This window comes from Streptomyces amritsarensis (assembly GCF_001953875.1).
Lineage (GTDB): Bacteria > Actinomycetota > Actinomycetes > Streptomycetales > Streptomycetaceae > Streptomyces > Streptomyces amritsarensis.
Window position 1 is genome coordinate 104,958 of sequence record NZ_MQUR01000005.1, and the last position, 18,919, is coordinate 123,876.

27 protein-coding genes are annotated in these 18,919 nt (G+C 70.8%); 23 read left to right on the forward strand and 4 right to left on the reverse strand.

Annotation, left to right across the window (positions count from 1 at the left end):
- Nucleotides 1-33: 33 nt before the first annotated feature.
- From AVW11_RS03880 to AVW11_RS37055, 3 genes are all read right to left on the reverse strand, one after another.
- Nucleotides 34-441, reverse strand: coding sequence for an NUDIX hydrolase (locus tag AVW11_RS03880; RefSeq protein WP_076043214.1), 408 nt, complete (start codon nt 439-441; stop codon nt 34-36).
- Nucleotides 438-1,076, reverse strand: coding sequence for an NUDIX hydrolase (locus AVW11_RS03885; protein ID WP_076043215.1), 639 nt, complete (start codon nt 1,074-1,076; stop codon nt 438-440). The genes AVW11_RS03880 and AVW11_RS03885 overlap by 4 nt, the downstream gene beginning before the upstream one ends.
- Nucleotides 1,077-1,207: 131 nt before the next feature.
- On the reverse strand, nt 1,208-1,441 hold the full coding sequence (locus tag AVW11_RS37055; protein ID WP_143568798.1) for a hypothetical protein: 234 nt from the start codon (nt 1,439-1,441) through the stop codon (nt 1,208-1,210).
- Between the two features lie 224 nt (nt 1,442-1,665).
- Between AVW11_RS37055 and AVW11_RS03895 the strand changes: the two genes are divergently transcribed.
- The 13 genes from AVW11_RS03895 to AVW11_RS03950 all read left to right on the forward strand — a co-directional run bounded on the left by AVW11_RS03895 (nt 1,666) and on the right by AVW11_RS03950 (nt 11,359).
- Entirely contained in the window at nt 1,666-2,085 is a 420-nt protein-coding gene (locus AVW11_RS03895; RefSeq protein WP_143568799.1) for a DUF6907 domain-containing protein, read from the forward strand.
- A complete protein-coding gene (locus tag AVW11_RS03900) occupies nt 2,085-2,546 on the forward strand; it encodes a hypothetical protein (protein ID WP_076043218.1) in 462 nt (153 codons plus the stop codon). The genes AVW11_RS03895 and AVW11_RS03900 overlap by 1 nt, the downstream gene beginning before the upstream one ends.
- Entirely contained in the window at nt 2,543-2,707 is a 165-nt protein-coding gene (locus AVW11_RS37325) for a hypothetical protein (protein ID WP_158076113.1), read from the forward strand. Before AVW11_RS03900 ends, AVW11_RS37325 begins: the two co-directional genes overlap by 4 nt.
- 137 nt (nt 2,708-2,844) lie before the next feature.
- On the forward strand, nt 2,845-3,459 hold the full coding sequence (locus tag AVW11_RS03905) for a hypothetical protein (RefSeq protein WP_076043219.1): 615 nt from the start codon (nt 2,845-2,847) through the stop codon (nt 3,457-3,459).
- A 20-nt stretch (nt 3,460-3,479) separates the two neighbouring features.
- The gene (locus AVW11_RS03910) at nt 3,480-3,707 is read left to right on the forward strand and encodes a hypothetical protein (RefSeq protein ID WP_076043220.1); all 228 of its coding nucleotides are present in this window, start codon (nt 3,480-3,482) and stop codon (nt 3,705-3,707) included.
- A gap of 36 nt (nt 3,708-3,743) precedes the next feature.
- The gene (locus AVW11_RS03915; RefSeq protein ID WP_076043221.1) at nt 3,744-4,844 is read left to right on the forward strand and encodes an ATP synthase subunit B family protein; all 1,101 of its coding nucleotides are present in this window, start codon (nt 3,744-3,746) and stop codon (nt 4,842-4,844) included.
- A 215-nt stretch (nt 4,845-5,059) separates the two neighbouring features.
- Nucleotides 5,060-5,617, forward strand: coding sequence for a hypothetical protein (locus tag AVW11_RS03920; protein WP_076043222.1), 558 nt, complete (start codon nt 5,060-5,062; stop codon nt 5,615-5,617).
- Nucleotides 5,618-5,737: 120 nt separating this feature from the next.
- The gene (locus AVW11_RS38905; RefSeq protein ID WP_143568800.1) at nt 5,738-7,468 is read left to right on the forward strand and encodes a hypothetical protein; all 1,731 of its coding nucleotides are present in this window, start codon (nt 5,738-5,740) and stop codon (nt 7,466-7,468) included.
- Nucleotides 7,469-7,480: 12 nt separating this feature from the next.
- Complete coding sequence (locus tag AVW11_RS03930; RefSeq protein ID WP_076043224.1) at nt 7,481-7,852, forward strand: hypothetical protein; 372 nt, start codon at nt 7,481-7,483, stop codon at nt 7,850-7,852.
- A 6-nt stretch (nt 7,853-7,858) separates the two neighbouring features.
- Complete coding sequence (locus AVW11_RS03935) at nt 7,859-10,072, forward strand: type IV secretory system conjugative DNA transfer family protein (RefSeq protein ID WP_076043225.1); 2,214 nt, start codon at nt 7,859-7,861, stop codon at nt 10,070-10,072.
- A gap of 16 nt (nt 10,073-10,088) precedes the next feature.
- A complete protein-coding gene (locus AVW11_RS03940) occupies nt 10,089-10,496 on the forward strand; it encodes a DUF6197 family protein (protein WP_076043226.1) in 408 nt (135 codons plus the stop codon).
- Between the two features lie 59 nt (nt 10,497-10,555).
- Nucleotides 10,556-10,831, forward strand: coding sequence for a hypothetical protein (locus tag AVW11_RS03945; protein ID WP_076043227.1), 276 nt, complete (start codon nt 10,556-10,558; stop codon nt 10,829-10,831).
- A 57-nt stretch (nt 10,832-10,888) separates the two neighbouring features.
- Entirely contained in the window at nt 10,889-11,359 is a 471-nt protein-coding gene (locus AVW11_RS03950) for a transcriptional regulator (protein ID WP_076043228.1), read from the forward strand.
- Between the two features lie 87 nt (nt 11,360-11,446).
- Here the strand turns inward: AVW11_RS03950 and AVW11_RS36345 are convergent, their stop codons facing one another.
- The gene (locus AVW11_RS36345; protein ID WP_143568801.1) at nt 11,447-11,644 is read right to left on the reverse strand and encodes a hypothetical protein; all 198 of its coding nucleotides are present in this window, start codon (nt 11,642-11,644) and stop codon (nt 11,447-11,449) included.
- 141 nt (nt 11,645-11,785) lie between these two features.
- Here AVW11_RS36345 and AVW11_RS03960 point away from each other — a divergent pair, with 141 nt between their 5' ends.
- From AVW11_RS03960 to AVW11_RS04005, 10 genes are all read left to right on the forward strand, one after another.
- A complete protein-coding gene (locus AVW11_RS03960; RefSeq protein WP_076043230.1) occupies nt 11,786-12,013 on the forward strand; it encodes a helix-turn-helix domain-containing protein in 228 nt (75 codons plus the stop codon).
- A 17-nt stretch (nt 12,014-12,030) separates the two neighbouring features.
- On the forward strand, nt 12,031-12,477 hold the full coding sequence (locus AVW11_RS03965) for a hypothetical protein (RefSeq protein WP_076043231.1): 447 nt from the start codon (nt 12,031-12,033) through the stop codon (nt 12,475-12,477).
- A 2-nt stretch (nt 12,478-12,479) separates the two neighbouring features.
- Nucleotides 12,480-13,241, forward strand: a complete 762-nt coding sequence (locus AVW11_RS03970) for a hypothetical protein (RefSeq protein WP_076043232.1) — start codon at nt 12,480-12,482, stop codon at nt 13,239-13,241.
- A 332-nt stretch (nt 13,242-13,573) separates the two neighbouring features.
- Nucleotides 13,574-13,858, forward strand: coding sequence for an HNH endonuclease (locus tag AVW11_RS03975; protein WP_076043233.1), 285 nt, complete (start codon nt 13,574-13,576; stop codon nt 13,856-13,858).
- Nucleotides 13,859-13,864: 6 nt separating this feature from the next.
- On the forward strand, nt 13,865-14,305 hold the full coding sequence (locus AVW11_RS03980; RefSeq protein ID WP_076043234.1) for an AAA family ATPase: 441 nt from the start codon (nt 13,865-13,867) through the stop codon (nt 14,303-14,305).
- 292 nt (nt 14,306-14,597) lie between these two features.
- Complete coding sequence (locus tag AVW11_RS03985) at nt 14,598-14,852, forward strand: hypothetical protein (RefSeq protein WP_079250504.1); 255 nt, start codon at nt 14,598-14,600, stop codon at nt 14,850-14,852.
- Complete coding sequence (locus tag AVW11_RS03990) at nt 14,803-16,314, forward strand: terminase (protein WP_240528122.1); 1,512 nt, start codon at nt 14,803-14,805, stop codon at nt 16,312-16,314. The genes AVW11_RS03985 and AVW11_RS03990 overlap by 50 nt, the downstream gene beginning before the upstream one ends.
- Nucleotides 16,296-16,493, forward strand: a complete 198-nt coding sequence (locus AVW11_RS03995; protein WP_076043236.1) for a hypothetical protein — start codon at nt 16,296-16,298, stop codon at nt 16,491-16,493. Before AVW11_RS03990 ends, AVW11_RS03995 begins: the two co-directional genes overlap by 19 nt.
- On the forward strand, nt 16,490-17,860 hold the full coding sequence (locus tag AVW11_RS04000) for a phage portal protein (RefSeq protein ID WP_076043237.1): 1,371 nt from the start codon (nt 16,490-16,492) through the stop codon (nt 17,858-17,860). The genes AVW11_RS03995 and AVW11_RS04000 overlap by 4 nt, the downstream gene beginning before the upstream one ends.
- Nucleotides 17,857-18,918, forward strand: a complete 1,062-nt coding sequence (locus AVW11_RS04005) for an HK97 family phage prohead protease (protein ID WP_076043238.1) — start codon at nt 17,857-17,859, stop codon at nt 18,916-18,918. The genes AVW11_RS04000 and AVW11_RS04005 overlap by 4 nt, the downstream gene beginning before the upstream one ends.
- Nucleotide 18,919: the final 1 nt, after the last annotated feature.

Here is an 18,919-nt window from a genome sequence, read left to right on the forward strand (position 1 = left end):
TTGAGGCAGCGGGGGGCTTTCCGTCGTGTCGCCTCAGCTGACGAGGATGCCGTCGAGGTACTCCTGGACGGGTTCGAACAGGCCGTAAGGGACTCGCTCGGGGATCTCCCCATGCGACACCCACTCGACTTCGGCGATCTCTTCCGTGTCCCCGACGATCGCCACCCCCTCGATCAGCGAGCAGGCCGTGTACGACATGCTGCGCCCCGTCTTCGGGTGGACCCGCTCGCCGAGCAGCTTCACCGCCTCAACCGTGAGCCCGGTCTCCTCAAGGGTCTCCCGGACCGCTGCCTCTTCGGGCGACTCGCCGTGCTCGATGCCGCCAGCAGGGAACTGCCACGACAGCTCTCCCTCCTTCACGCGCCGTTTGATCATGAGCACGCGGCCATTGGCCACGATGATCGCGGCGGAGATACCCGGCTGATCAGTCGTCTCGGTCATGCAGCTACCCCCAGGGCGTCGAGGACGGGCCGGTAGATCCGGTCCGGCGAGATGAAGCGAGTCAGGCTGGTGATAGGAACCCATGCGACCTCGGCGTTCTCGGCTTGATCGAGATTCGAGGCCTCGCCCATCAGGTGGTCGCAGAGTAGATAGTCCGCTTGGACGCCGGTCGTGGGATGGAGACGGGAGCCGAGTGGCTGGCGCACCGTGCAGTGCACGCCCGTTTCCGCCCGAGTCTCTTGAACGGCCACCACCTCGGAGTCCGCCCCGGGCTTGACCACGCCGGCGGGGAACTGCCAGTGCAGGGCACCGCCGTCCCGACGCTGCACGAGGAGCACCTCCGCCTGGCGAACCACGATGGCAATCGCAACACGTAGGGCCTGGACGGCGGAGGCGTCAACGGGTGGGCGGACGAGGCGGGTGAAGCGAAGAAGCACGGGCGGCGGGGCTTTCTCGTAGACGGTGTCGAGCGCGGCCTGGATCTCTGGCCGCGGCACGATACCTGGCCGCGAGTGCCAGCCGGCCACAGTCTGCGGGTGCACCCCGAGGCGGTCGGCGAACTCCTCGCGGTTCATCCGGTGCGCGGCCTGCAGGTGACAGGCCAGCTCGCCCGTCCAGGTGTCGATAACCTCCACAATCGCGCCCCCTGGCGTCCCGTGTCCGGCGATCTATACAGGCACTGATCGTCTCCTGTGCGGCGGCTATACGGCAGCCTCTCGTCGGCCAGACCCTGGCCGACTTGACTCGAGGCATGCAGACAACGTCCTCACCGGCTGCGAGCAATAGCCTCCGCCCGAGACCCGGTGAACCCAAGGATCTCGCCGACCTGCTTCCAGGTGCGCCCCTCGTAGAGGGTCCACACCACATCCTTCTCGACGGCCTTAAGGCTGCGATCTTCCAGGGCAATCTCGGCGCGACGTGCGCGGGCGATACGGAAGCGCTCGGCCAGGTCTTCGACAGATGGCGGCGTGGCGGCGTCCTCGATAGGGGTGTCGGTCATGACCTCAGGGTAGAGCCGAAATCGGACGTCTTCAATGGGGGCGTTGACACGAAGCCCCGATGGGTCTTCAATGGGGTTATTGAAGGCGACGGCGCTCCACCGCCGGAGGGCTTCGAAGTGCCGCTCCACCGGCACGCCACAAACGAAAAACAGAACGGCCCCAGCACCGGGACTCCACTCCCAGGCCAGGGCCTCACCACGAGGAATCTCTGAAGGGTCCCCTCATGGATGTGCAACAGCTTAGCTCCACCGTGGCCGTGAACCAGGCGGTCATTTCCGCAGGGCCCCGTCTCGCCCCCGTGTTCGTTCAGGGGCAGCGGATCCTCATCGAGTGCCCGGCCTGGTGCACCGTCGACCACATCGCATCGGACGAGATTTCCCTCGCCGACGTGTGGCACGGCAGCGACTACGCCAACCTCTCCGCCCCGCGGATGGGCATGGACCCGGAACTCGTCCTCTTCGCCCGGCTCGGCATCGACTCCTACTCCTCCAAGCCGGAGCTGAGGGACTCGTTCGTCGTCATCGGTGACGGCGCCGAGGGCTACTACATGGCCCCCGACCAGGCCGACCAGTTCGCCGCCAACCTCGTCGCCTTCGCGGCGCAGATCCAGGCCATGGCCGACACGGCGCGGGGGGTGGCGTGATGGTGCAGATCCAGCTGTCCGCCGCCGGTCTGCTGCTCTCGGCGGCCGACCGCATCGACGCCAACCCGCACCTCACCGCGACGGCCGCCGTCAGTGCCGCCTTCCCCCGCGGCATCCTCACCATGACCGTCCGCGCCGAACTCGCCGGACTCCGCGAAGAACTCGCGGCGGCCGAGCGGTCGGAGCACGCCTCGGGACTCGCGGCCAGCTACCACGGCCGCCGCGACCGGGGCAGCGCCGCCCACCACGACGCCGCCCGGTACGCCAGCAGCACGAGCCAGCGGGCCACCGCCGCCCGCCGGGCCCTGCGAGAGGCCGAGTACGCGGCTGAGCGGCACATCGTCGCCGCCCTCGGCTTCGTCGGCCCGGTCGAAGTCGGTACCACCCGGGGTCAGCTGGCCGACCTGCTCCGGGCCGCCGCTTCCCTCGCTCGCTCCATCCGAACGGCGGCCGCGGCATGAGCGCCGCCCAGCCGTCGGGTCACAGCATCGTCGACCAGCCGGCCACGCCTTCCGCCTGCGCCCAGGACTACCGACCGCCGACCCAGGCCGCCGCCGCGCAGGCCGACACCCGCAACGCAGTCGGCGCCCTCGGGACCGGCCAGCAGCACACCCACCGATGACCGCGCTCCTTGCCCGCTGGCGGTGTCGTCACTGCGACACCTGGAACGGCATTCGACACGTCCTCCGCTGCCAGTGCTGCGGCACATTCCGCACCCGCTAATCCACCCGCCCGGCACGACCGCTAAGGAGCACCGGCATGCCCGGCTGGCACCCCAACATCGACGGACGAGGCATCACCCGTCACATCGAGCCTGACAGGTGGACCGATACCTGGACGGTCGAAGGGCTGACCGAGCAGCAGAAGCTGCGTAGCACGGCCACCCACGAGGCGGCGCACGCCGTCCTCATGAGCCTCGCCAGGGTGCCCGTCCTGTCGATCACTGTCTGCACCTACAGCGACCTCAAGTACTGCGATGCCGGAAGCATGGGGGCCGTCGACATCGGCCCCTACGACACCGACCTCCTCCAGCTGTGCCACGCCCTTGCCGCCGGCGAGCGCGCCGAGGAGTGCCTGCTCCGCGAGTCCGGCCTGTGGAGCGTCGACCGGGCCTGGACCGTCGAACGTCACGCCTCCAGCGACCGTCACGAGATCGCCACCGTCATCCGCAAGCACAGCAGCCAGATCCTCACCTACGGGCAGAGCGAGGACTGGAACGACCTCGCCACCATCCACCGCAACACCGACGCCACCATCGCCCGCCACTGGGCTCCGATCCGTGAACTCGCCGACGAACTGGTAGTTCACCGCCAGCTCACCGCCGAGCGAGTGCAGGACATCACCAAGATCCCCAACCCCGCCCCGCCCGCCTGACCACCGGAAGGACCATTCGCATGAGCCTCAACCTGATCGAAACCCCGTCCGAGGCCGAGGCGGCCTGGGCCGAGCACCAGGTCCGCCAGGGCATCGCCACCCGCTACTTCGACGCCCTCCACCGCGGCGACCGCGACGAGGCCGCCACCGTCTGGCTGGAGGCCGCCGACTACGACGAGGCGAACGCCGGCCTCAGCAGCAGCCTCCGCGACGAGCTCGACGGTACGTACCACCGCAGCGCCGCCTGATCCAGACCGTCGACTCCACGCACACCAGGAGGAATCGTGAAGCTCAACACGACCGGACTCCGCCGCTGGCGCCCGGACATCTTCGCCGTCGTCGAGAAGCTCCTCACCGCCGCAGCCCTGGCTCTGATGGCAGTCACCGTCGGGGGGCAGCTCGGCCAGATGATCGGCCTGCACGGCAAGGCAGCACTCGCCGTCGGCTGGTCGATCGCCATCGTCTACGACGCCCTCTGGATCGGGGCGCTGCGCATGTCCGAGGTCGCGATCCGGCAGCGGTCCAGGATCGGCATGGCCGTCATGCTCGGCACGTCGGCCGTCGCGATCAGCGTCTCCGTCGCGACTCTGCTCATCCTCGGGCACGCCAAGGTCTTCGCGTTCGTACCGGTTGCCGCCGCAGTGTTCATGGGACTGCGCCTGTTCGCCAGCAACGTGCTCGCCGACGGAGACACGGCCAACAGGATCGCCGAGCAGTCCGCCGCCGACCGCAACGCCCGAGCGCTGGCCGAGGCCGATGCCCGGCACCTGGCCTCCGAGGCCCGCACCGATGTCGTCACCGAGACCGCCGAGCACCTCGCCGAGATGAGCCGGCAGATCGCCCGCGCCGGGGTACTGACCGAAGCGCAGAAGAGGATCAGCAAGGCTCGAGCCGAGGCCGAGGCCGTGCTCCAGAAGGCCGACGCGGACCACGGCCAGCAGGCCTCCGAGTTCATGGCCCGCGAGCTGGTTCTCCTCGGGTCACGCCCGATGGTCACGACTGGTGGCCACGCCCCCGCCCAGCTGGGTGGTCACACCGTGGTCACACAGGTCACGCCGGAAATCGCGCCCGTGACCCCCCGCGGCGTGACCGCCCCCGAAACGGGGCTCGGAGAGGACGACGAGCTGGTCCCGGCCGAGGGCGCGATGACCCTCCAGGAACTCGCCGAGGCGGCTCACATCGAACTGCCTCAGCCGGGCGTGACCCTTTCCGACGAACAGCTCGACGTCGTCCTGCGCTGGCTCCGGTACGCCATGGAGCCGCCCCGCTCCTACCGGCAGGCGCAGGAGGCCTTCCGGAAGGCCGGCTACAAGGCCCGCGAGGAGCGCGTCCGCCGGATCTGGGGAGCCATCGAAACCCTCGAAGCCGAAGTCGCGATCCCGTAGCGGCTCCTCCGGCACCACCTGTGAGGCCCAGCGGCCCGCCCGCTGCTGGACCTCGCGGCGACTGCCGGAAGTGCCAGACGGAGTCGACAGCAGAGCGCAGGTCATTGAGCAGGTGAGTGAACCGGGGAGCGGAACCGCCGCAGACCCGGCAAGCAGACCCGGCAGACCGCCTGGGCTAACAGAGGCACAGCCTGACCGTCCAAGGAGGAAGCAGCGTGAACCACGACCATGAACGCGACTACATCGACCAGCGGTTCACCACCCTGACCGCAGGCGCGGGGTGGGAGCAGCCCGCGCCCACCCCCTACGGCCCGCCCGCCAAGGCCCCCATGACGGGGCAGGCCAAGGCCCTGATCGCGATGGCCGGGCTGGTCATCGTCGGGGGGAGCGCGGTCGGCGTCGCTGCCTTCAGCGCGTCGTCCGGGCAGGCCGAGGTGCGGGCGCAGGAACTTGCGCTGCAGGCCCAGCAGCTCGAGGTGGAGAGGGCCAAGGTGAACGCCCCGGACGCGAAAGCGGAGGAGCGGCGCATGGTCGGTTTCCAGGCGTGCATCGAGAAGGCCGGGATGGCCAAGGACGTCTGCGCGCAGGCGTTCCCGGCACCCGGCGGAGCGAGCCTCAACGGTCCCATCGGCGCCGTCAACGCATCCTCCGCTTCGAACATCAACCAGGGCGGCGGGTCCAGCATCACCAGCGCCCTCGTCATCGCGGGGATCGCGGCCGCCGGGATCACCTACATGGTCCGCAGGGCCAACAAGGGCGGTAACCCCGCGTAGTTTCCTTCCTTCCCTCCCTCCTCCCCGAAAGGCCCGTTCCTGTTTCCGCAGGGGTCTTGAACGGGCCTTTCGTCAAGGAGGGAGGGAAGGAAGGAAGTCACCGAAAGTGAGGAAAGTGCAGTGACGACACCCCCCGCACCGCCTCCGATGCCCACCCAGCCGCCCACGGTCGGGGCCCCGTCCTCCGTACCGGCCCCGACTCCGACGCCGCCCCCCGTCTCTGGGCCGGCCGTACCGACCGGGGGCGGGCTGCTCGCTCCGGTTACGCTCGCGCGCCCCACCCGGGACGCCTCCGGAGGGTCCGCCGCCTACGCCTCGCAGGGCGACAGCGCAGACGCGGACGGCAAGCCCGGCAAGGGCTCGAAGAACACGGCCAGCCCCGGTATGTGGAAGGGGATCGCCGCCTACATTGCGAACCGGCCGCAGCAGCAGATCAAGGTGCAGCACACGATCAGCGAGATCCGCGGGTCGTCCACCGACCGCAAGGTCAACCACGGGATCACGGAGAAGAAGGGCGCCACCTCCGATAGCAAGTCGAACCGCTCGGCGACCACCGCCCACGCCAGCAAGAGCGACAAGTCCGCCAAGGACCACAACACTCGCGACGCCAAGACCTCGGCGGCCAGCACCAAGGCCGACAAGAACAGCAACACCCGGGACGCGAAGACGTCGGACACCCGCAGCTCGGCGGACAAGAACAGCCGCGACGCGAAGACGGCAGACACCCGCACCAAGGCGGACAAGAACAGCAACACCCGGGACGCGAAGACGTCGGACACGCGCAGCTCGGCGGACAAGAGCAGCCGGGACGCGAAGACGGCCTCGGACCACAAGGACCACAACACCCACCAGCAGGCGGGCAAGACGTCGTCGGACACGCAGGACCGCACAGCCCGCGACGACAAGACCATCCGCAAGACGGACACCGGGCCTCAGCCGCCGGAGAGCAAGCCCACCGCCACGCAGCCGCCGCCGAAGGCACCAACCCCCGGCTCGGCCACGGCGCCCACGCCGGCCACGGCTGGGGACAAGCCGACGGCGGTGAAGCCGGGCCCCGCCGCCAACCAGCCGGAGCCCCAGCCCAGGCCCGGACCGGCTGCGCCGACTGGCCCCACCCCGACCGGCAAGCAGGGCAAGGCCAAGCTCCGCAAAGGCCCGTACACCGCGCAGCCCGCCCGCGAGGAAGGCTTCAAGGCCGGGGCGCAGCAGGCCGCCGTCGAAGCGGACACGGCCGCGTGGAAGGACGGCTACGCGGACGGTGAGCAGGCCATCCGCGACAAGGCCGCCCGCGACAAGCAGCAGATGGACGCCGCCCGCGACCGCACCCGAGGAGTTCCCGTGCCCGCCAAGCCCACCGCTCCGCCAGCCCCGCCGACACCCCCCGTCCCCACGTCCGCGTCGGGGGTGGCGCCCCTCGGGGCGACGGTGTCCGGTGACACCGTCCAGCTGTCCAACGGCAGCACGAAGACCCGCGGGGAGATCCGCACCCTGCGCTCCTTCACCCGGTTCCTGGACGGCAAACAGCAGCAGACCCACCAGATCACCGACCAGTGCAAGCAGGCCAAGGAGGTTTCCGCGGCCCGAGTCCAACAGATTCAGACCCTGGTCGAGCGGTGCCAGGACCCGAAGATCAAGGGCGGCAAGCACCTGATCGCCGCTCTCCAGAAGCTCCACGAGGCCACCGAGCTGCAGGCCCGCGAGGCCGAGAAGATGCACGGCAACGCGCAGCGGGGCATTGAAGCGCTGCGCACCCTCAACCACAACGCGAAGGCCCGCCACGGCGGCGTCTACAAGGCGGTTGCCGACTCTCCCGAAACCAGCCCCGCCGAACGCGCCTTCTACGCCCGATAGGGAGACACGCCCATGGCAGACACCACCTACCGCCAGCTGCGCGCGGACGTACAGCAGTTGGCCCGCTCGGTCGCCACCGACGGCGAGACGATCCGGCGGATCGGCCAGCGCGCCGACCAGAACGCCCAGGCCGTGGCCCGCGTCGCCGACGGCCTCGCGAACCTCGAAGTCGACACCCACACGACCGGCGAAGCCAAGGACACGGCGCGGGTCATGCGCGGTCTGTCCCAGGCAGCCATCGCCGCCGCGTCCGCCGCCGACAACGTGGCCGGCGCCGCCCGCGCCGCCGACGCCCAGGCACGGAAGTCCCATGAGGGTATCGACGAGCAGGTCGGCGCGATGACCGTCCCCATGGCCAAGGCCGTTTTCTACGAGCAGGAGTAGTCCCCCATGTCCGAGATCACCGTGACCCGCCGCCCCCACGTCGCCGACCAGGTCCCCGCGCTCGTCTCGGTGATAGCCCCGCCCGCGCTCGGCGCTCTGACCCCGCTTCTCGAACCGGGGCTCGCGGCCCTCACCGCCGCCGCCACGGTGTGCGGGAGCGCGGCGTTCGCCGCGCACTACGTGGGCCGGATCCCCGCGAACATCGTCAACGCCACGGGGATCCCGGACGTCCTGGCCACCCAGCGCTCCACCCTGCTGGGCTCCAGCCTCCTGACGTCCATGGCCGTCGTACCGGGGGCGTTCCTCGGCCCCGCCTACGCGGACGCCCTCATGGCTGGCTTCCTTGACCCCGCCACGGTGTCCGGCCTCGTCTCCGCCGCCTGGTGGTCGATGTGGGCTGGCCTCACCTGGAAGCTCCGTCCGGCCCTGGCCGCCCGCAAGGTCCGCGTCCCGGCCCCCACGCCGGGCGCGGGCCCGTCAGCCCCCTCGGGACCCGGCGGCCTGTACAAGATCTGGGCAGATCACATCTCGTGCGAGGGCGGCGAACACCCCGGCCAGCACCTCGTGGGTGTGACCGACGCCGGCGACCTGTGGGAGGGCATCATCGAAGCCCCCCAGGGCAAGGCCGTCAGCGTGTCCGCCGAGTCCGTCGGCTCGGCCTACCGGGTCCCCGCCGCGTCCGTCTCCTTCGCCCCCGGCCACCACCCCGGCGAGCAGTACGTGACCGTGCGCCGGACTCCGCCGGCGGAGCTGGACCCGACCACCATGGAAGGGATGTGGGCCCGCCTGGTCCGGCCGAAGGTCATGCCCGGCACCCACCTGAAAGACGCCCAGGTCGACCCCGCGACCGGCGGATGGGTCGCGTGGGTCGTCGCCGACGACGACGTCCCCGCCCTCCCCGTCCCCGACCGCAAGCTCCTCGCCGGCGCGCTGCGTTCCTCCATGACGCTCGTCGACTACCAGCCCCACGCGTCCGACCCGCGCAGGGGAAAGATTCGGATCATGGACAAGAACCCGCTCGAGGAGGGGGTCCCCTTCCCCGGGCCGCAGGCCCTGGTCCCCTCCGCCGCCGGGTACATCTCCATCGGCCGCGGAATCTCCGGACGCGTCGCCCGGCTCCAGCTCTTCGACCCGAGGCTCGGCGCGCAGCACATCTTCATCGCCGGCGTCACCGGATCCGGCAAGGGCGGCGTCGTCCAGATCATCGCGCTCGCCGCGCACCTCGCGGGGATGGCGATCATCTACGCCGACCCGAAGGGCTCCAGCAACCCCAACGTCGAGACCATGGCCGCGTACTCGGCCACCGGCACCGACGCAATCAAGGCCCTGCGCGTCTCCTACGCGCTTCTCCAGCACCGGGTGTCGGAGTCGCAGCGCCTCGGCCGGAAGAACTTCAAGGCCACCGGAGGCTGCCCCTGGGTCATGACCATCGTGGACGAAACCCACATGATCACCGACTCCTCCACCCCGGAGGGCAAGGAGGCCGTCTTCATCCTGGACAAGATCGCGGCCCTCGGCCGATCCCTCGGCATGACGCTGCTGATCGTCAATCAAGCCGTGAACGCGGACAAATTGGGGGGCAGCACGGCCCTACGCACCAACGTGATCCAGGGCGGCGCGATGGTCATGCTCCGCACCGACTCTGCCCAGTCCAACCTCATCACCGTGGACGGCTTCGAGGGCATCGACCCCGGAGCGATCCCCGCCGCCTGGTCCACCGAGGACGAACCCCTCGTCTGGTCCGACGACATCCCCATCAACGACCCCGCCCGCACCTTCGGACTCGGATACGTCGGCTCACCCGGCGAACCCGTCCAGATGATGCGGACCTGGATCCTGGAATCTGCGGCCCCCCATATCCGCCACGACCTCATCACCTGGCCGAAGGACTGGCCGGGATGGGACGACCGGCACGACATTGCCGAGACATCCCTCATGCCCGGGGACGACGAAGGTTCCGCGGGCGATGGCCCGAGTTGGGCCGGCGGCGGGTACGCGCCCCCGCCCGGCGGGGGATTCACCAAGGCGCCGGCGGACCCCAGCGCGGATGCCGCGGTCCTGGCCTGTCTGGACGAGGCGGAGGGCCTGGAAGTTTCCAAGGACGAGATCCGCACCCTCACCGGACTCAACGAGAAGACCCTCTCCAACGTCCTGACCGCCCTGGTCAAGACGGGCGGCATCGAACGCGTCAAGCCCGGCATCTACCGCAAGACCCCGTAGAAGGGAGTCAGGAACCGTGACCAGAATCCTCGCGCGTCCCACGCACCGCACGGGACTCTCCGACCCGCACCCCCGAGCCGTACTGGACCTGATCGGGCAGGTCGAAGAGGTGTACGCCACCGGTCCGACCGGCTACCGGGACCCCAGCGTTCGCCACACCCTGCGCACCGCCCGCGAGCTGATCATGCGCTACGGCTGGACCCGCGGAACTCTCTGTGACCGGCACGGCCTGTGCCTCCTCGGATCGGTCCAGGCCGCCGCCCTTGCCTACGACCCGGCCCTGTGGGCGAGGGAGGTACGGGCCGCCGAACTTCAGCTCATGACCGCGCTCAACACCCGAGACCCCCACGACCTGCCCCGCTTCAACAACGCCCAGACCTGGGCCGGTCCGGTGCTCGACCTCCTGATCCGCGCCGCACGCTGAACCAGCAGGGCCCCGGCAACCCATGGGCGCACGGGGCCCGGCTGCGCTTACATGAGGCCATGGACTCGACCGACTTTCAGGCGCCTTGCAACTGCGGCGCCTTGGGCGACCACCCGCGCAACGTGAACTGCGACCACCTCCCGATCGTCGAGATCGAAGTGACGGGCCGTCGCTCGGCGTGCCTCCAGGCGATGGGGATCCTGCGCGCCAGCTACTACGTGGAGATCGAGCACGAGTGGCAAGACCCCGAGACCGAGCGCTGGGTGTTCAAGCTCAGCGCCGTCGAGAACCTGTGGAAGACCACCCCGCCGTACCCGGAGGACAAGGCCGTCTAGCCGCCCAGCGGACCGCCGGCTCCGGGTCATCACCCGACAAGATCAGGAGCCCAACAGATGCCCGCAACCGTGTTCGCCGCCGTCTTCATCGCTCTCTACATCGCCCACAGCGTCGGGGACCACTGGGTCCAGACCTCCTGCCAGGCCGCCACCAAGGGGCAGCCCGGTTGGACCGGCCGGGCCGCATGCGCCCGCCACGTGATGACCCTGACCCTCACCAAGGCCGCCGTCCTCGCCCCCCTCGTGCTGCTCCTGGACATGCCCATCACCGCAGCCGGACTTGCGCTTGGGCTCGGCCTGGATGCCGCCTCGCACTACTGGGCCGACCGGCGGACCACGCTCGCCCGACTCGCCCGAACCTGCGGACTGGCCGAGTTCTACAGCCTCGGCACCTCCAGCCACCCGGCCCACCCCGTCACCGCCGACGGCGGGTACGCACCCACGCTCGGGACCGGGGCCTATGCCCTCGACCAGAGCTGGCACGTCCTGTGGCTCGGGATCGCCTCGCTCGCCATCGCTGCCCTGTAGATCGTGGCCATGGCGTCCGCGCCCACGGCGAGAACCTCCAGGCCCTGCCCCAGGCAGGGCCTGGAGCCGCCCAAGAGAGGAACGCCTCTACCCCTCGACGGCCACGCGAACGACCGGGGCCGGCTCCGTCGGCACGGCGCGGGCGACCCACCGGGAACCGCCGACCTGGGCAGGCGGCTGTGAGACCTCGACCTTCACTCCCAGTTCCGCGAGCCGGGCCAGCAAGGCCAGCCCCTCGGCGCAGGCCTCCGCCGAATCCGCGAGCACACCGAAGCGAAAGGACACCGGACCAGTCTGCCCGCAAGACGCGTCACAAAAGGCGCACTTGACACATGAGCAGGACCGAAGTCATGATCTGCTGTAGTAGACTAATCGCGTGCTCAGGCCGTCCCCCGGGATGGCCTTTCGTCGTTTCAGGGGGTGCGCGTGAACGCTCCTCAGCTGGTCACCGCCGCCGACGCGGCCGTCTACACCGGCCGATCCGTGGGCACCATCTGGCGCTGGGCCTCCGAAGGCCGCATCCACCGGTACGGACACGGCAAGGCCGTCCGCTACGACCTGCGCGAACTGCCCCGCAAGACGGTGGACTCGCGGACCGGCGAGACCGCCCTCGGCGACCCGCCCCCGCTGCCCGAAGGCGCCCGCGCCGCCTGACCGAGAGGGGCCTCGCTGTGGCGGACCTCGTCCTCAACATCGCCCTCGGGCGCCTCGCCCACTACGCTTCACTGCCCGCGGCGAACGACGCGCTCATCGCCGTCCCCCTCGAAACGAGCGGCCTCGTCGCGGACAGCACTATGCGGGACTACGACACCCTCGCAGCCCTCCTCGCCGGGGCCTCCAACGAGCAGGCCAGCATGGGCCGCAAGACCCTCGCATCGGTCACCGTGACGGTCGACGACGCCGACGAACGTGTCGAGATCGACGCGGCCGACATCGTGTGGACGGCGGCCGCCGGTAACCCGGTCAGCGCCATCGTCGTCTGCTACGACCCCGACACCACCGGCGGCACGGACGCCGACCTCGTCCCCCTCGGGAAGTTCGACTTCGTCGTCACCCCCGACGGCAGCGACATCACGGCGACTATCACCGACCTGTTCCGCGTCTCCTCCGGAGCCTGACCGTGCCCGGCCTGGACGAACTCGCCGACGGCTTCAACGACGGCACCCTCGACACCGCCGTCCGCTGGTCAGGAAGCTGCGGGGACCCCGACGAGACCGCCGGCCGCGCCCGAGTCCCGTGCACCACCGGGTTCGCCGGCCTGAAGTCCGCGAGCACCTACACGCTCACCGGCAACGGCGCCGCGCTACGGCTGTACGCCCCGACCCCCGACACCGCGACCACGTCCGCGGCCTCGGTCCTCGTCCTCAGCAGCGTCGGAGGCACCGACGCCGGCTTCATCGTTGACCCCGCGCAGAACGCCGTCGGCGTCTACCTCCGAGAGGGCTACGCGGACGGCGCCGCCGTCTTCCTCACCTACTCCGCCACCGACCACGCCTGGCTCCGGATCCGCGAGGACGCCGGCACCCTGCACTGGGAGACCAGCCCGGACGGCACGACCTGGACGACCCGCAGGACCGCCGCGACGCCCGCGTGGGCGGCGGACCCCGACCTCGCCTTCCTCGTCGAGGGACACCGCGACGCGGGAGCCGCCGACTTCATCGAGGTCGACTACTTCAACGTCCCGCCCGGCCAGACCCTGGCCCTCGGCACCGCCACGGTCACCGAGACCGCGCAGGCCCTCGGCCGGGCCAAGACGAAGGCCCTCGCCGCCGCCGCAGAAGCGGACACCGCCCAGGCCCTGACCGCGACCATCACCCGCCTGGACGTCACGCTCACCCTCAGCGCGCCCCGTACAGACTGGGAGGTCAGCGCACCATGGTGATCCCCGCCGGCACCCGGGAGTACCTCAGCGTCGCCGTGACCGCCCTGCCCGCTGGCACCGTCCTTACCGGCACGGTCGCCCCGCTTCGCCTTCCTCGCCGACAGCAACCGCGCCAACCCCGGCGCCGACGACTGGCTCACCGGCGAATGGGACGGCGCGACAACGGCCCGCATCCTCGTCGGCCCCGGCGGCGGCGCCGTCGCGCTCACCCGCGGCGACTGGCACGTCTGGATCAACATCGACCCGCCGTCCGTGGAGGCCGTCGTCAGGCGCGCGGGCACGCTCACCGTCACCTGAGACCGCGCGCCCCGGACCTCGCGGAGGTGGCAGCCGTGGCCAGCAACCCCCGCAACGGGCGGCGCTACCGGACCCTGTGCGCCGCGCAGCGAGCCCTCGCGCTCCCGTGCTGGATCTGCGGCCACGACATCCGGTACGACATCACCGGGCCGGAAGCCGGACGCGCCCGCTGGGCGTTCACCCTCGACCACCTCGTGCCGCTCTCCAAGGGGGGCGACCTCCTCGACCCGGCCAACGCCCGCTCCGCCCACCGGCGGTGCAACAGCGCGCGGGGGAACCGGCTCACCGTCCGCGTCCAAGGCACGTCACGAAGGTGGTGAGGCGCCTTGCTGTACGTCGTGACGGGCCCGCCCGCCGCGGGCAAGAGCTCGTGGATCGACGCCCACGCGGGCCGCAACGACATCGTCATCGACCTCGACCGGATCACCCTCGCACTGTCCGGGCCCGGGTCACCCAGCTGGAACCAGGACCCGATCCTGCGCAAAGTCGCCCTCCGGGCGCGCTTCGCCGCGATCGACGAGGGGGTCAAGCACCGCGACCAGGTCGACGTCTACCTGATCCACACCATGCCCTCCGCCAAGGCAGCCGCACGCTACAAGCGCCTCGCCGCCCGCATCGTGATCGTCGACCCCGGACAGGCGATCGTCATGCAGCGCGTGCGCGACATGCGGGACACCGGCATGGAGGCAGTCGCCGCCCGCTGGTACCGCCACCGCCGCCGAGCCGTCGGCGTGCCGGCACGCGTCCAGGCCTCGCGTTCTTGGTGACGTCCCAGACCCCCCTCCCTGCCCCACCCCCTGGCAGGGTCCACCCCCACACGCTCACCTCACTCATTGATCAACTTCAACGATTCGGAGCGTGAGCGACAGGGCACCCCCGGCCAGGGTGGGGGGCCCATGGCCCGCGAGGAATCGGAGGCGCCGGGCGACCCAAACCGCACTTGTCGCCCTGATTTTTGCGCGGCCGATTTGAAAGCCACTAATCACCCGGAACCTCGAACTCGGTAAATAGCGACTCTCCGTAGTCGATCACCCTCTGTGACATCGAGCGGCGGTGATCATGAGCGAGGTCGAGGCGGCCACCCGCGCAGAGATCACCGAACTCGGCGTCGCCGAAATAGCGCCCGGCCTCGCCGAGCTGGCGATCACCCTGGCCCGCCACCTCGACGAGACCGGCACCCCGACCAGCGCGGCCGTCGTCGGCCGCGAACTCAGAGCCACCCTCGACAAGCTGCGCCTCGTCGCGCCCGGCAAGGCGGAGGGGGATGGGCTCGATGACCTCGCTGCTCGACGTGCCCAACGGCGCGGCGCCTAGGCCGGTGCTCACTGGCAGTCAGCGGCCCCGGCTCTACGCGGCCCCGCCGTTCGTGTCCTCCTCGGGCCAGGAGGCCGCCGAGCTCGCCGCGATGGCGGGCCTCCAGCTCGACCCGTGGCAGAGGTACGTCCTCGACCAAGGCCTCGGCGAGCGGGCTGACGGCAGCTGGTCCGCGTTCGAGGTGGCGGTGAACGTCCCCCGCCAGAACGGCAAGGGCGGCGTCATCGAGGCCCGGGAACTGGCCGGGCTCTTCCTGCTGGGTGAGCAGCTGATCCTTCACAGCGCCCACGAGTTCAAGACCGCGATCGAGGCGTTCCGGCGGGTCACGGCCCTCGTCACGAACTGCGACACCCTGCGCAAGCGCGTCGCCCGGGTACGGCGGACGACCGGCGAGGAGTCCATCGAGCTCATCACCGGCCAGCGGCTCCGGTTCCTCGCCCGCTCGGGCGGCTCCGGCCGCGGCTTCTCCGGCGACTGCAACATCCTCGACGAAGCCATGATCCTCGGCGACGAGGCGGTGGGCGCGCTGATGCCCACCATGTCGGCCCGCCCCAACCCGCAGATCTGGTACCTCGGCTCCGCCGGGATCGGCGGGCCCTCGGTCCAGCTGGCCCGCCTGCGCGAGCGCGCGCTGGGAGCCATGGCGGGCGAACCCGACCCCTCCCTCGCGTACTTCGAGTGGTCGGTAGAGACGCACCTCGCGGAATGCCCCGCGGACTGCACCGCACACGACGACGCCGGGAACCCGGCGGCCTGGGCCCGAGCCAACCCGGCGATGGGATACCGGATCTCGGAGGAGCACGTGGAGCGCGAACGGCTGTCGATGTCCTCCCAGGTCTTCGCCCGCGAGCGCCTGGGCGCCGGCGACTATCCCTCCGACAAGGCGGAGACGTGGTCGGTCATCGGGCAGGACGCCTGGCGGGCCCTGACCGACGGCGAGTCGAAGCCCTCGGACCCCGTCGCCTTCTCGATCGACATGACCCCGGAGCGGTCCCACGCCGCGATCTGCGTGGCCGGCGCGTCGGGCAGCGCGGTGCACGTCGAGGTCGTCGACCACCGACCCGGCACCGGCTGGATCGTCGAACGTGCCGTTGACCTGCAAGAACGCTGGAACCCGTGCGCCTGGGTCGTGGACGGGGGAGGCCCGGCCGGAGCGCTTATCCCCGACCTGGAGCGGGCCGGGCTGAAGGTGACCGTCCCCAGGGTCCGCGAAGTCGCCCAGGCCTGCGGCCAGTTCTACGACGCCGTCACCGAGCAGACCCTCGTGCACCTCGACCAGGCGCCGCTCGCCGCCGCCCTGGCGGGCGCCCGGAAGCGCGACCTGGGCGAGGCCTGGGCCTGGGCCCGCCGCGGTGTCTCCGTCGACATCAGTCCGCTGGTCGCCGCGACCTTGGCGGCGTGGGGGCTGCGGACTCGGGTGGACGAGGAAGAGGAGCCGGAGCCGTGGGTCGCATATCTGTAAGCCGTGCCGCTCGGGCCCGCGCCGGAACGGCCGCCGGAGGCGCCCTGGTCGCCGTTGGCGCCGGGCTCGGCCTCGGCCTCGCGGTCGGCCTGGCCGTCGCGGGCGTCCTGCTCGTCGCCTACAACCTGCTCCTCGCCGACGTCGACCCGCCCCAGGGCAGCGGAAGGGGCCGGACGTGACCAATCTGTGGCGAGCGGCACGCAGCCGCCCCCAGGCCTCCGCCGAGCGGCAGATCAGCAGCCTCGAGGACTACATCAACTCGTTCCAGTTCGGAGGGAGCACCTACTACCCGTCTGGTGTCCAGCAGACGATGCCCGGCCAGGCCGCCGAGCCCGTTCCGTCCGACTTCCGGGGCTACGCGATCCGTGCGGCCACCAACGGCGTCCTCGCCGCCTGCCTGTCCGTCCGGCAAGACGTCTTCTCCTCCACCCGCTTCCAGTGGCAGCGGCTGAACAATGGCCGCCCGAGCGAGATGTTCGGGACCTCCGACCTGCAGCTGCTGGAGACGCCCTGGGTGGGCGGCACAACCCAGGATCTCCTCACCCGGGTCATCCAGGACGCGGACCTGGCCGGCAACAGCTACTGGGCCCGCGACGCGGACGAGCTGGTACGGATGCGCCCCGACTGGGTGCAGATCATCCTCGAACGCCGGACCGTGCGCGGGGGGACGCTGGGCTGGCGCCGACTCGGCTATCTCTACTGCGAGGGGGGTCCCGGCAGCGGTGCCGACCCGGTCCCCTTCCTCCCGGACGAGGTCGCCCACTTCGCGCCCCGGCCCGACCCTCTGGCCACCTACCGGGGGATGTCCTGGCTGACCCCGGTCATCCGGGAGACCACCAGCGACGGCCTCATGTCGGCGCACAAACAGCGCTTCTTCGAGAACGCGGCCACCCCGAACCTCGTCGTCCGCCTGGACCGCGAGGTCAGCCCCGAGGCGTTCGAGAAGTTCAAGGCCAGGATGGACACGGGCCACCGCGGCGCCGAGAACGCCTACAAGACGCTGTACCTGGGCGGCGGTGCTGACGTCACCGTGGTCGGCAACAGCTTCGCTCAGATGGACTTCAGCCGCGTCCAGGGCGCGGGGGAGACCCGCATCGCGGCCGCCGCCGGCGTACCGCCCGTCATCGTCGGCCTGTCCGAGGGCCTGGCGGCCGCCACTTACTCCAACTACAGCCAGGCCCGCCGCCGGTTCGCCGACGGCACGATCCACCCCCTGTGGGCCAACGCGGCCGGCTCCTTCTCCCACCTGGTCCGCCCGCCCGGCAGCGGCGGAAGCGGTGCCATCCGGCTCTGGTACGACCCCCGCGACGTCCCCTTCCTCCGGGAGGACCGCAAAGACGCGGCCGACATCACCTGGCGAAGGGCGCAGACCATCCGCGCCCTGGCCGACGCCGGGTTCACCCCCGCCTCCGCTGTGGCCGCCGTCGACTCCGAGGACTTCAGCCTCCTCGTCCACACCGGCTACTTCTCCGTCCAGCTCCAACCGCCGGGCTCCAACCTGCCGACGCCCCCGCCGGCGCCACCGACTGACGAGGAGGGCCCATGACGGGCACCGTGCACGCCGTCGCGCGCGACCTGACCCGGTCGGCGCCGTTCCGCTTCCGGGCGGCCGCCGAGCCCGACGACGGAGATGGACGAACCCTGTCCGGGTACGCCGCCGTCTTCGGCCGGGACACCGAGATCGACTCCTGGGAGGGCACCTTCACGGAGACGATCCGCAAGGGCGCCTTCCGCAAGACGATCCGCGAGAGCACCCCGGTCATGCAGTTCGACCACGGCCACCACCCGCTGATCGGCTCCATCCCCATCGGGGCGATCGAGGATCTCCGCGAGGACGACGAAGGCCTGTACGTACAGGCTCGCCTCTCGGAAAACTGGCTGATCGAGCCGGTACGGGAGGCCATCGCCAACCAGACCGTCACCGGCATGAGCTTCCGGTTCGAAGTCGTCCGGGACGAATGGCGGGACGCCGCGGGCAAGCTGGTCAAGCCCGAGGAGCTCATGGACCTCCTCTGGATGCCCGGAGACCGCGGCCCGCTCCGGCGCGAACTCGTCGAGCTGAAGTGCCGCGAACTCGGCCCGGTCGTCTTCCCGGCCTACGCCGGCACCTCGGTGTCCGTGCGCGCCCGGGGAATGGCCGACGAACTGGCCCGCAGCGGCGACATGACCCGGCAGATCCGCCAGTCCCTCGCCCGCGACGCCGCAGCGCCGACCGTGCCCGACGACCCGGACCTGCGCCGCGAGGTCGCCACCTCCCTCCTGTTCGGCCGCCCCGGAGACATCACCCGCGGGGAGCACCTCGTCGTCGACCTCAGCCCCGCGACCGACCCGGAGAAGCTCGCGGACACCGTCCGCGACACCCTCCGCCGCGTCCGCCAGAACGCCGCGCCGCCCACTCCAGGGCACCCGGCACACCAGACCACCACCCAAGGCGCGCCGCTCGAACGCGAGCACCCGCCTGCCCCCGGCACCTCTGACGCGCCGCCCTCCGATGGGCACCCGTCGACACCCGACACCACCAGGTCAGCACTCCTCCGAGAGCAGATCCGCGAGATCGCGGGACTCATGGCGGACAAGCTGGCGCCCATCGCAGAGGACAACTGAT